Origin of the sequence: Pseudomonas sp. Fl5BN2, from assembly GCF_009908205.1 — a bacterium.
Classification (GTDB): domain Bacteria; phylum Pseudomonadota; class Gammaproteobacteria; order Pseudomonadales; family Pseudomonadaceae; genus Aquipseudomonas.
In genome coordinates this window covers 1-12872 of the sequence record NZ_JAAARL010000036.1, presented here as the reverse complement: position 1 = coordinate 12872, position 12872 = coordinate 1, and the positions used below count along the sequence as shown (strand labels likewise).

The window sequence follows — 12872 nt, the reverse complement described above, 5'->3', positions numbered from 1 at the left end:
ACATGCGCGAGGATTATCAACGGGTGCTGTTCGTCGGCCCCGGCCTGCACGGCGGCGCCCTCGGCGAAGCCTTTGGCAAGGAGCTCAAGGCCCAGCGCGGCGATGACGCGAGCACCCGGGTGATCGACACCCTGGACGGTTTCGACAGCCTCTGGGCCGCCCTGGGCGAACCCTTGCCCATGGACGGCGCGGCGCTGCTGGTGGTGGACCTGGAGCCCAGCTCCGACAGCGCCTACCTGGACTGGCTACGCGATGAACTGGGGCACTTGGCCCGGGCTCACCCCCAGGCGCCGAAGCTCTGGATCACTGCTCAGGCCCTGGGCCGTCGTGGCCTGGACGCGGCCCTGGCCTGCGCCAGCATCGCTCAGCGCGAGCGGCACCTGCCCTGCGACAACGTCAATGCCGTGGCCAGTGACCCCGACTGGTCGCGGGTGCCGCCCCACGCCCGCCAGGTGTTTCTCTGCACCGGGCCACGCTGCGTACGGCGCGGCGCCCTGCCCCTGTGGAAGACCCTGCGCCGCGAACTGCTGCGCCTGGAGCGCATGGAAAAACCCGGTGGCGTGCTGCTGACCCGCACCGCCTGCCAGTTCCCCTGCAACCTGGGGCCGGTACTGACCGTGCACCCGGATGGCTGCTGGTACCGGGTCAGCAACGACAGCCAGGTGCTGCAACTGGTACAGGGGCACCTGGTGGAGGGCGAGCCGGTACGCGACCTGCTGATTTCCGGGCCTGCGGGAGGGTCGGCAGATGCTTAGGCTGATCCTCGGCGCCCTGCTCTGGCTGGCGGCATTGCCGGCCCTGGCGGACAGCTATGAGAACTGCGGCAAGACCTGGCGCCTGGAACACCCCGCGCAACGCATTGTCGCCCTCAACCAGCACAGTGCCGACCTGCTGCTGGCCCTGGGCGCCGGGCCGTCGATGATCGGCGTCGCCTATCTGGATGACGATGGCCTGGCCCAGGCGCAGGGGCACTACCACGGCGTGCCGGTGATCTCCCGGCAGTACCCTTCGGCGGAAGTGCTCTACAGCCTGAAACCCGACCTGGTGGTGGGCGGCTTCGCTTCGGCGTTTCCCGACAACTTCAGTTCCCGGGAGCGCCTGGGGGCCATCGGCATCGGCAGCTACCTGCTGGAGTCGGCCTGCGCCGGGCACGACGAGGATTACTTCGGGCAGATCCGCCGCGACCTGTTGACCCTCGGCCGGCTGTTGCACAAGGAACAGCAAGCGCGGCAGCTGATCGCCGGGATGGACGCTGACCTCGATGCCGCAGCGGCCTTGTACCGCGGGCGCGAAACGCCAGCGGTGTTCTACCTGGACAGTGAAGTCAACGGCCTGGCCAGCCAGGGCCAGCGCGGTTTTGTCGGCGTGCTGCTGCACGCCGCCGGGGCACGTAACAGCTTTGCTGCCATCGACCGCCCGCGCTTGGTTGTGGACAGCGAGACCCTGCTGGTCAATGACCCGGATGTGCTGCTCCTGGCTGACGCCCTGTGGTCGCCGGCATCGCGCAAGCGCCAGTTGTTGCACAGCGACCCGGTGCTCTCGCGGCTGCGGGCGGTGCAGCAGAAACGCCTGATCGACATCCCCTTCACGCAACTGGTGCCGGGTATCGCCAGTGGCCGTACTGCGCTGGAACTGGCGCGGCGCCTGCACCCGGGCGCCGATTGAGCGCTGCCGTGGCCGCAGGCTCGGGCGCGGATGCTTGATTCGTGCCTTGCGCTGGGCCTGGATGCCAGCGGCTGTACGGCGGCGACACCGATTTTGTGCCGCTAGGCATTGCCCATCCCGCGCTGCAGCGACCCGCTACACCGCTTCTAGAGTGCCGCGACGCTGTCGGCGAGCACATACAGGGCACCAGCCCCCCCGAATGATCCGCCAAGGACCAGCCAACCACTCACGCCCCGGCGCAGCGCCAGGACAGTCGTGTAGAGAGGTTGTAGTCGGTGTCGAACAGGCACCAGCCGTCCCGTGCCCGGGCCAGGTGCGGCATACCTTCGACGGTTTTAAGGGGCGCTTCGGTCATGGCATCTGGACAGTTGAGCGGTGCCGAAGCTTAAACACCCTGGCGTTTGGTTGAACCAGGCCCCTAAGGGTTCAGAGCATTCTGGTGTTCTTTTGGGATACGTCCCAACTCAACTGCTTTGCCGTGTTGCTAGTTTGTGCAGCAACTTTCACCCGGGCCAGGTACGGCGCGGGTCTGCCTCTCTCAAGCTTAAGGATGAGCCTATGTTCGCGCCGGCCGACACTGCGCAGTTTGTGCTGTCCATTCCCGCCGTTCCCAACGACTTCAAGGTGCTGGCCTTCAAGGGCGACGAAGCCATCAGTCAGTTGTATGCGATCCATGTCGAACTGGTTTCGGACAACCCCAATATCGATCTGGAAAGCCTGCTCAACCAGCCCGCCTACTTGCAGTTCGGCCTGCGCGGCGAAGGCATCCATGGGCTGATCGACGATATCGAAGTGGGCGACAGCGGCAAGCGCATGACCCGCTATCACCTGATCCTGCGACCGCACCTGTACCAGTTGCAGCACCGGCACAACCAGCGGGTCTACCAGAACCTGACGGTGCCGCAGATCATCGCCAAGGTGCTCAAGGAACACGGCATTCTTGCCGATCAATACCGCTTCAACATTGCCCCCAAACCTTCGCTGCCGCGTGAGTATTGCGTGCAGTACGGGGAAACGGATTTCGAGTTTGTGCAACGCCTGTGCTTTGAAGACGGCATTCATTGGCACCATGAACACCGCCTCGACAATCACACTCTGGTGCTGTCGGATAACCAGACCGACTTTCCCATTCTCGACCCCGCGCGCTATCAGCAAGGCACCGGCCTGGCGGCCGAAGACCCGGTGGTCAGGCATTTCGCGGTGCGCTTCAGCACCCGCACCAGCCAGGTGGCTCGACGCGACTACGACCTGAAAAAGCCCGACCCGAGAAGCGCCTCCAGCGGCGCCAAGCTCGACCCCGTGCCCAGCACCTTGCGCAGTGAAGCAGGCATCGAGGCCTTGCCGGTGCTTGAGGACTACCGCTACCCGGGGCGCTACACCACAGGCGTGGTGGGCAAGCAACTGAGCCAGATCGCCCTTGAAGGGCACCGTGCCGACTACCAGTTGGCCAAAGGCCAGGCTGATCTGCCGAGCTTTCGCAGTGGTCACCTGGTGAGCCTGACCGAGCACCCGCGCAGCGAATACAACCAGATGTGGCTGTTGGCGAGCGTTGAGCATGAGGGTCGTCAACCACAGGTGTTGGAAGAGTCGGTGACTAGCGCCCCGCGGAGCGACGCTGGATTTACCCAGGGCTACCGCAACCACTTTACCGCCATCCCCAGCGAGACCTTCTTTCGGCCTGAAGAGCCGGCACCCAAGCCCCGACTGAGCAGCCAGACCGCGCTGGTGACCGGTCCGGCCGGCGAGGAAATATGGTGTGACGAGCACTCAAGGATAAAGATTCAATTTCATTGGGACCGCGAGGGTGAGCGCAACGAATTCTCCAGTTGCTGGGTGCGCGTGGCCACCAGTTGGGCCGGTGAAGGCTTTGGCCATGTGGTGATCCCGCGCATCGGCATGGAAGTGCTGGTGAGCTTTATCGGCGGTGACCCAGAGCATCCGGTGGTGACCGGCTGCGTACCGAACCAGCACACCCCGGTGCCTTATCCGTTGCCGGCGAATAAAACCCGCAGCGTGTTCAAGACCCGTAGCAGCCTGGGCGGCAATGGCTCCAACGAGCTGCGCATCGAGGACAGAAAGGGCGCCGAAGAGATCTACGTCCACGCACAAAGAGACCAGAACATCGAAGTCGAACACGACGAAACCCACTGGGTCGGACGTGATCGCACCAAGACCATCGACCGTCACGAACGCGATCACATCAAGCGTAACTGGTCGATCAATGTCGACAGCTTCAAGACCGAGACCATCAACCTGGCCTCCCTGCAAAACGTCGGGCTGGCGAAGATGATGAACATCGGCACGGTCTACAGCCAGAACGTCGGCCTGCACATGAACACCTTGGTGGGGATCAACCAGAGCACCCAGGTAGGCCGCAGCCAGAGCACGGTGATCGGCACGTCCTACAGCCTCAAGGTCGCTGATGGCAGCGTGCAAAGCGAGGCTGCGCCTGAGGGAGAGGAGCCAGCGCCAGATGCCAGTGGGCCAGGATCGAGCATCAAGCTGGACGGTGAAAGCATCACCCTGCAGGTCGGACGCTCGAAAATCGTGATCACCGATGCCGGGATCTACCTCGACGGGCCGGACATTCACCTGGTAGCGGGCAACACGGTCAACGCCGATGCACCTGCAGACGTGCACCTCAACAGTGGCACCGCACAGCCGGCGCCGAACCTGCCGGTGGACGCCGAAACCACTCAACTCAAAGGTCTGGATGTGACCGATGCCATGCCGCTGCTGATCGACGGTAGCTGGTGATGGGCGTCATCCACATCGAGAACCACACGGGCCTGCCGCACCTGCTGTATGAAAAAACCACCCCGGCGGGTGTGCCGATGGACATCCTGGTGATTCGCGGCACCTTTGATTTCGCTCTGGACCGGGCCATGCCGTTGAGTGCAAAGCAGAGCGAGATTGTCCTGGGTGATCGCGTTGATGGCCCGATAACCACCCACCCCTTGCAGGCTGTTATCGCCGAAGAAGGCGATCTGGTGCTGGGCAAGCCCGGCACCGATGTGTTGCTGCAAGGCAGCGTGCACAGTTTTGAGGGGCAGTGGCTAACGCGCTGGCCGGTCGAGGTGCACGTCGGACCGGTGCGCAAGGCCTTGCAGGTCTGTGGTCCACGCACCGTGAACAAGGGGCTTATGGGGTGGACGCTCGGCGCCCCCGACAAGGTGGAAAAGGTCGCGCTGGATTACCGCCTGGCGTTTGGCGGCTGTTTCTACGACCCCGATCCATCACCCGACCAGACACCGGTCCCCAACGTCAGTTACCCGAGTAACTCTGCCGGTTGTGGCTGGCTGCCGAGCGCAGCTGAACTGAGCACCTTGGAGGCTGCGGTGCGCCAGCGCATTGAAGCGCAGATCGCGCAGTTGCACAGCCTGCCCGCCCCGCAGATTGAAGACCCATCACACCCCTACAGCGTTCCGTCACAGCGCTTGCAGCCCGTGGGCCTGACAGCGCTGGCCCGTTGGTGGCAACCGCGAGTGGGCTTGCAAGGCACGCTGGATGGGCAGTGGCTCGCCGAACGCTACCCCTTGTTGCCAGAAGATTTCGACCCGCGTTTTTACCAGAGCGCCCCTGCCGACCAGGTGGCCGCGCCCTACCTGGCCGGCGACGAGAGCGTGCGGCTCAAAGGTTGCCTGCGCGAGGGCGATTGCACCCTGCAATTGCCCGGTGTTGGTCCCATCGTGGTGTGCGAAAGCGCAGGCGGTGAGTTCCACGTCAGCGTACCGGTACTCGATACCCTGCGTCTGGACCTGGACCAGCGCCAGGCCGTGTTGCTGTGGCGCCTGCCCGTAACGGCAGGTATCAGCCAGATAACGATGGCGCTGGTCGGCACCGCCGCGTTGCCAGGGAAGGCTTGAACATGACGGACAGGTTGACGATCTCCGACAGTGCCGATGATGCGGCAGCGGAAAAACGCCTGATGGATGAACGCCGGCTCAGTGAGTTGCAACAGCTCAAAGCTGAACTGGATGCACAAAAGGCAGCAGCTACCCAGGCGGTGGCAGCCGAGTCGGCGCCAGTCGATAGGGACGCGGCCGCAACCGCCAAAGGGGGTAGCAAGCGTCATGTGGCCCATGACAGCAGCGAGTGGAAAGCCGTGTGCAGTGTGCCGGACTTCTGCTGGGTCGGACCGGTGGTGGTGGCCTTCGACTCGTTCGCGATGCTGGACAAACCGCTGCTGGCTTCCAGCGACGTCAAGGCCCGTGGCACCAAGGTCTATCGGCTGGGCGACCTCTTCAACCAGGTCCAGGCCAATGCCGGTGCTCATGTGGTCGCCGGCACCTCGCTGGGTGCCGGCAACGTCAAACTGCTGGAGGGCCACAACAACGTCAAGGTCAATGGCCTGCCGCTGGCCCGGCATGACAGCGCCTGCCTGATCAACTGCAACGCTGCCGGCGTGGGCGGCACCCTGGGCAAGATCCTGACGGCAGCCCAGCCGGCCGCTCCGGTGGCCAGCGAGTCGAGTGACCTGGCGCCTCCCGGGGAGCGGACCAGTGCCCGCCTGCAAGCGTTGGAGGCCGAGCGCGAAGCCCTGAAACAGCAACAGCTCGACATCGATGGCCTGGATCAATACATCGATTTTGATGGCTGGAATAAAAGCGCCGATGAGGGCATCGCCAGGATCAAGCAAGGGGTGGTACTGGGCGCATTAGGCCATGTTCCCGGTATGGCAGACGTCGATGCGCAGATGACTCGTGGCCTGGCCGGGTTTGCCAAAGACGCGGTCATGGGGTTGGGTGAACTGGCCTATACCGGGGTCAAATATCAAGCCAGGAACCTCCAGGGCTACACCCCGGATGGCATGAAAGGTCGTGCGCTGGACGCGCAGATACTCGCGGAAAACATGCGCCTTGGAAATATCACCCCGGGCACCGTGGGTGAAGGGGCCTGGAGCGGTGCCAAAGCCGTGGGTTCAGCCCTGGTCAAACCCGTGACGGAGGCCTGGTCCAAGGGCAACCATATTGAAGCCGTAACGCGGGCTGGGGTGGAGATTGCTACCTTGCCGTGGGCGCTGTTCAAGGCAGGCAAGGCCGCATCTGCCGCTAAAGCGGCCAAGGCGTTGAAAGCTCTCAAGAACACCGGTAGCGCCAAAAAAGTCGGCCGTGTAGCGACCGAAGTCGGCGATGGCGTTCACGCCAAACCCAAGGGAGCGCCCCATGGAACCGCTGAAGACGTAAAAACCGGAAGAACCTCCGACAGCGGCAAGAACTGCGAAACCAGCAAATGCAGCCTGGAAGGCGAACCGGTGGATGTCGCCACCGGTGACTACCTGCAGACCTGGCCGGTGCTGGAGATCCCAGGCAGCATCCCGCTGAAACTCTCACGCCTGTACCGCTCACGGGCCACTTTTCGTGGGCTGCTGGGGCATAAATGGGCCGACGACTGGTCCCAGCACCTGGTACTCGATCGTCAGCGCATTACCTACCACAGCGTCGACGGCAGCACCCTGGACTACGACGCCCCGGACGAAGATGTCCAGGCCCACAACCGGCGTAACGGGCGCTACCTGCTCAGCGGCCAACGTTCGGGGACCTTGTGCCTGTATGACCGCGCTACCCAGCAGACCCTGAGCTTTGCTCACAGCCCGAACGACACTCGTCCCTTGTCTACGATCGAAGACGGCAACGGCAACCGCATCCGCTTTATCTACGGTCCACAGCAGCGGCTGCAGCGCATCGAGCATAGCGATGGCTATCAGTTGCACATTGAGCTCGGCAGCACAGGCCTGCTGACAGGCATCACCCTGCACGACGCTGAACAACGCCCTCGGCGGTTGTTGAGTTGCCGTTATGAGCAACAGGGCATGCTGACCGACTGCGCCAGCCATCAATTCGGCACCCTATATCACGCCTACAACAACGCCGGCCACATGACCCAGTGGCACGACACCGACAAGACCCATTTCCACATTGCCTACGACGCCAAAGGGCGGGTCATTCGCACCCATGCCGACAGCGGTCATTACGCCGACCGCTTCGAGTACCACGATGCCAACCGCTGCACCGACTACCATGACGCCGAAGGCGGCAGCAGTCGTTTCTACTACAACGCCGACTTCCTGGTGGTGCGCGAGGTCGACGCACTGGGCCATGAATGGCTCACCGAGTGGGACGAATACACCAACAAGGTCGCCACCACCGACCCGCTGAACCGCACCACCACTTACCGCTACAGCGACTTCGGCGAGCTGCTGACCCAGATCAACCCGGACGGCACTCGGCACACCTTCGACTACAACGCCCAGGGCCTGCTGGCGCGATACCTCGCCGCCGACGGTGCCTCCTGGCAGATGGAGTACGACACCCAGGGCAACCTCAGCAGCGTCAAAGACCCCGATGGACGAACCACCACTTACCAACGCGGAGTCCACGGCGAGCTGCTGGGCCAGACCTGGCCGGAGGGCACACAGACCCTCTACCGCTACGACGGCAAACAGCGCCTGAGTGAAATCCAGCAACCGGACGGCCAAATCAGCCGCGTACAACTGGACACCCTGGGCCGCCCTCTCCAGCAGCAAGATGCTTTGGGCCAGATCACCCGTTACGCCTATCAAAACCAGCACGCCCACCCCCGTGGTTCCCTTAGCGGCGTGACCTTGGCCGATGGCACCCAGCAACACTGGGCTTACGACAGCGAACACCGACTGGCCAGCTTCGTCGACGGCGAAGGCCATCGCACCGGCTACGGCTACGGCGCCTTCGACCTGCTGGAAAAGCTCACCTACCCCGGTGGGCAAAGCCTGACCCTGGGCTACGACAAACTCACCCGCTTGACCCACCTGACCAATGGCGTCGGTGACCTTTATCAATACGCCTACGACAAGGCCGGACGCCTGGTCGCCGAGCGCGACTTCGCCGGCACCCTGACTCGCTACAGCTACAACGCCGTCGGCTGGCTCACGGAAAAACACTGTGCCGACGGCGCCCGCATCACCTACCACTACGACACCGCCAGTGCGCGTTTGCTGAACATCTCTCACCACCGCGCCAATGGCGAACTGAGCGAACAGACCGAGTTCAGCTACAACCAAGTCGGGCACCTGACCAGCGTCAGCAGCCCGGGCGCCCATATCGAGTATCAACGCGACGCCGTGGGCCGCCTGCTCAGCGAACGCATCAATGGCCGCCTGATCGAACACCAGTACGACCCCGTCAGCGGCCTGCCCATCGGCCAACAGGCCGGCGCCATCGACGAACAGGCCAACGCCCAGGAAGCCTTCGCCGCCTTGCCTCAAGTGCAATGGCAGCACGACCGCAATGGCGGCCTGGCACAACTGCTGATCGCCGGCCATGCACCGTTGCAGATCAGCCGCGACGCCCTGGGCCGAGACATCCAGCGCAGTAGCGCCGCCGGCTTCAATCTACAACAGCAATACAACCGACTCAGCTTGCTGACCGAACAACAGGCCGGCGGAGCAGCGGGCTCCTTTGTCGAACGCCATTACCGCTACGACAAAGCCTTCAACCCGATCCAGATCGACGACAACCGCTGGGGCCAGAGCCAATACCGCTACAACGCCAACCAGCAACTGATCGCCGCCCACCTGGGCCAGGGCCAGCCACAACAGTGGTGTTACGACAACGCCCTCAACCTGCTCAGCGAAGGACAAATCGACAGCGGCAAAGGCATGGGCGTCAGGGCTGAGCAAAAAGGCGGCCGCGTGATCAAGTCCGGAGCCAATCGCTACCGCTATGACGCCTGCGGCCGCCTGGCCGAAAAAATCCTCCACCGCCACGGCTTTCGCCCTCAGCGCTGGCAATACCGCTGGAACAGCGACAACCGCCTCACCGACCTCTACACCCCCAGCAACGAACACTGGCGTTACGAATACGACGCCTTTGGCCGCCGCCTGCGCAAGTTCAACCTGACCCAAAGTAACCTCAGCTACGCCAACGACGCCCTACACAGCGTGGGCGAAGAGTATTTATGGAGCGGCGAACAACTGCTCGAAGCCGCACCGATCTACGCCGACGGCAGCGTCGCCTTCGAACACGCCACCCGCTGGAGCTACGCCCCGGGCGGCATTACTCCCTTGGCGCAACAGCAAGGCGACAAACTCTGGTACGTCGTCACCGACCACCTGGGCACACCTCGGGAACTACTGGACGAAAGCGGGCAACTGGGGTGGAGCAACAGCCCGCAAGTGTGGGGCCAGGCACGGTTGTGGCAGGCGGCGAATGATGAGTTTTCAAGCGCTAATGTCATACCGATCAACAAAACGACGTGCCCGCTTCGATTCCCAGGTCAGTACTACGACGAAGAAAGCGGCCTGCACTACAATCGGCATCGGTACTACGATCCGGAGACGGCACAGTATTTGAGTCCGGATCCGCTGGGGTTGGGTGGTGGGGCTCGGCCGCAGGGGTATGTTCATAACCCGAATAGTTGGATTGACCCTGTGGGGTTAAATGGATTAGAAAAAGGAGTTCCTCTTCCTGCCGACACTAAAATTTACAGGGTTAGTATCGACGGCCCTTATAGTTTTGATTTTAATTCACGAGAAATGGATGCGATTAACAAAGGAAAATTGAATCCTCCTGGGGTATCGGTGATCAGGGCAGATAGTGCTGACGATGCTACCAGCATATGGAATAAAGCATTTCCTAATAGGCCAGCGATCAGCGTAGGTGAAGTAAGTGCCGGTGAATTAAGAGCTATTGGCTATGATGTCATACATGATCCTTCTAAAGGTGCGCTGGGACAGCATCATGCGAGATTAATTCATCCTGACGGCGTCAATGGTTTTAATGCCAACAAAGGAGAACTGCTCAATACATTTAAGAGGTGCAAAAGCTAATGCAAGATTATATATTTTCCTACAGAACCAAAGAAGTATACGCGCTTATCGAATATGAAAAAGAAGAGGGGGCAGAGCATTATTATATAGGAAGAGTTTTGGAGTTTGGCTTTCCTGATAATCTATGCGAGCTTATAGGCGAGTACAATGAGCTTGTGGATGCAATGGCTCTATCTCTTTTGGATGAGGTAGAAGAGAAAATATACTGGTATGACCTTATGCTGAAATCTTCAGGGAATAGAATTTTTAATATCTCATTAAAAGACAAGGAGCATATCTCCTTTTTCTTGAAGTATCCTACAAGTAATGGTTTTTTAGATAGGTACCCATCATTCTGAAAAATCTGAACAACTGGCAGGAAAAGGCTAAACCTAGGGCAATATAATCACTAGCTTTGGTCATTGCGCTGCTCGTGATTAAAGCGGAGTAGCAATTTTCAGCCGCAGCAACAAGCACGATACGAGCTACGGCCACAGCGAAAAACATATTGTCGGCGAAGAGTACCTGTGGAGCGGCGAACAACTGCTCGAAGCCGCACCGATCTACGCCGACGGCAGCGTCGCCTTCGAACACGCCACCCGCTGGAGCTACGCCCCGGGCGGCATCACCCCACTGGCCCAACAGCAAGGCGACAAACTCTGGTACGTCGTCACCGACCACCTGGGCACACCTCGGGAACTGCTGGATGAAAGCGGGCAACTGGGGTGGAGCAACAGCCCGCAGGTGTGGGGCCAGGCACGGTTGTGGCAGGCGGCGAATGATGAGTTTTCAAGCGCTAACGTCATACCGATCAACAAAACGACGTGCCCGCTTCGATTCCCAGGTCAGTACTACGACGAAGAGAGTGGGCTGCACTACAATCGGCATCGGTACTACGATCCGGAGACGGCGCAGTATTTGAGTCCGGATCCGCTGGGGTTGGGTGGCGGGACTCGGCCGCAGGGGTATGTGGATAATCCGTTGAGTTGGATTGATCCGCTGGGGCTAGCGGAGTGTCCTGTACGTAAAGTCAATGGCACCAAAATTTTTGGTAAAGGCCAAAAAGATGGAACACCAGGCCATGACCAATTCTCAGAGGCCATTGCCAACAAGTTAGCGATGAGTGGAAAATTCAAAGAGATTTACTTAAATAGATCATATAATTTTGCAAATGGGAAGGATATATCAGGACGTCGGCCAGACGTCATGGCAATTGATAAAAACGGGAAAGTTCACGCTATCGAGCTTGCATCTAAAACCGACATGGGCAGAAAGCTTCCGGAACTCACAACACGCAATGAAAGTGCCATGAGCAACTTACCAGCAAGCAAACAAGGAGAAGTTATTATTCTTGAGAACCCATACGGCGGATCAGATATCAAAAACAAATTAGATGCTTTAATTTTTGGCATATAGGGAGACTATATATGTACTGCGGAATAGCCATATACGATACGGAAAATACAAGCCCGAAAACCGTATGCGAACTAGGTGAAACGCTTTTCAGTGATCTCCACATATCGATTACTGGAGCTGGCTATTATAGTTTTTTGGAGCGCGGCGATCATTTAGGCGATCATGAGATCATAGAAATATCTTTTCCCGAACTAAAGGAAAAAATAAAAAAAAATGAAATTACAGCATTCAGAATATACTCCGAAAAAAAAGGAGCAGTCCCATGGCATGCATCACTTGGGTATATGACAAAGGAGTTTGGCGGCTTCAACTATATTGATATTCAATTCGAAAACTTACCATCTAACAAGATACATATATTAGATTTCTTTAAAAACCTAACTAGAAATATTAAATTTTCATACGGAATAAAATATTATTGCGAAAACCCCATCAACACATTCTATTATTCTACAGGTGATAATTTAGTAGCCATATACCAATGTGAGAGACCCTCCTTATTCAAAAAAGAGTGCCCAGGTAGATTCAAAGGGCAGGAGCGCTATAAAAGCAGCACACTAAGAATGGTTTACCCAGCAAATATAATAAACACCCACCACATCAGCATAAGCATCAATGACATTAATTTGAAAGAATGGATATTGAGCAATGAAAAACATGGATCTCTTGAAAAGCTAAATAATGAGATGTGGCTCTGGGAGGTTGACGAAGAAAATCTTGAGTATGTGAATAGAGTACTTGGAGAAGCAGGAATATTGATAGCCTGGGATCCTAAACCACCAAAGAAGTCTCTTAGAAAACTACCATAAGCATCTAAAATACTGGCCATAAAAATACTCTTGAAAAAATAAGCAGATCAGCCGCGACGCCCTGGGGCGGGACATCCAGCGCAGTAGCGCCGCCGGCTTCAATCTACAACAGCAATACAACCGACTCAGCTTGCTGACCGAACAACAGGCCGGCGGAGCAGCGGGCTCCTTTGTCGAACGCCATTACCGCTACGACA

At 59.1% G+C, this 12872-nt stretch carries 10 protein-coding genes; 8 read left to right on the top strand and 2 right to left on the bottom strand.

The window, feature by feature from the left end; translation table 11 throughout:
- The first annotated feature begins 2 nt into the window (after positions 1-2).
- Complete coding sequence (locus GV819_RS31070) at positions 3-755, top strand: (2Fe-2S) ferredoxin domain-containing protein (RefSeq protein WP_161759848.1); 753 nt, start codon at positions 3-5, stop codon at positions 753-755.
- Complete coding sequence (locus GV819_RS31065; RefSeq protein ID WP_161759847.1) at positions 748-1665, top strand: ABC transporter substrate-binding protein; 918 nt, start codon at positions 748-750, stop codon at positions 1663-1665. Before GV819_RS31070 ends, GV819_RS31065 begins: the two co-directional genes overlap by 8 nt.
- A gap of 226 nt (positions 1666-1891) precedes the next feature.
- Here the strand turns inward: GV819_RS31065 and GV819_RS33410 are convergent, their stop codons facing one another.
- Positions 1892-2020: a hypothetical protein gene (locus GV819_RS33410; protein ID WP_256667680.1), complete on the bottom strand. Its 129-nt coding sequence runs from the start codon at positions 2018-2020 to the stop codon at positions 1892-1894.
- A gap of 203 nt (positions 2021-2223) precedes the next feature.
- On the opposite strand from GV819_RS33410, the gene GV819_RS31060 reads away from it, so the two are divergent.
- The 4 genes from GV819_RS31060 to GV819_RS31045 are packed head-to-tail and all read left to right on the top strand — an operon-like array spanning position 2224 to position 10809.
- Positions 2224-4422, top strand: coding sequence for a type VI secretion system tip protein VgrG (locus tag GV819_RS31060; RefSeq protein WP_161759846.1), 2199 nt, complete (start codon positions 2224-2226; stop codon positions 4420-4422).
- A complete protein-coding gene (locus GV819_RS31055; RefSeq protein ID WP_161759845.1) occupies positions 4422-5531 on the top strand; it encodes a DUF2169 family type VI secretion system accessory protein in 1110 nt (369 codons plus the stop codon). Before GV819_RS31060 ends, GV819_RS31055 begins: the two co-directional genes overlap by 1 nt.
- A gap of 2 nt (positions 5532-5533) precedes the next feature.
- Positions 5534-10471, top strand: coding sequence for an RHS repeat-associated core domain-containing protein (locus tag GV819_RS31050; protein WP_161759844.1), 4938 nt, complete (start codon positions 5534-5536; stop codon positions 10469-10471).
- Positions 10471-10809: a hypothetical protein gene (locus GV819_RS31045; RefSeq protein WP_161759843.1), complete on the top strand. Its 339-nt coding sequence runs from the start codon at positions 10471-10473 to the stop codon at positions 10807-10809. The genes GV819_RS31050 and GV819_RS31045 overlap by 1 nt, the downstream gene beginning before the upstream one ends.
- On the opposite strand, the gene GV819_RS33405 is transcribed toward GV819_RS31045, so the two are convergent.
- Positions 10769-11131, bottom strand: a complete 363-nt coding sequence (locus tag GV819_RS33405) for a hypothetical protein (RefSeq protein WP_161759842.1) — start codon at positions 11129-11131, stop codon at positions 10769-10771. The genes GV819_RS31045 and GV819_RS33405 overlap by 41 nt on opposite strands.
- Here GV819_RS33405 and GV819_RS33505 point away from each other — a divergent pair.
- The gene (locus GV819_RS33505) at positions 11012-11866 is read left to right on the top strand and encodes an RHS repeat domain-containing protein (RefSeq protein ID WP_161759880.1); all 855 of its coding nucleotides are present in this window, start codon (positions 11012-11014) and stop codon (positions 11864-11866) included. The genes GV819_RS33405 and GV819_RS33505 overlap by 120 nt on opposite strands.
- An 11-nt stretch (positions 11867-11877) precedes the next feature.
- Positions 11878-12675 (top strand): hypothetical protein, encoded by a 798-nt coding sequence (locus tag GV819_RS31030; protein WP_161759841.1) that lies wholly within the window; start codon positions 11878-11880, stop codon positions 12673-12675.
- Positions 12676-12872 lie beyond the last annotated feature (197 nt).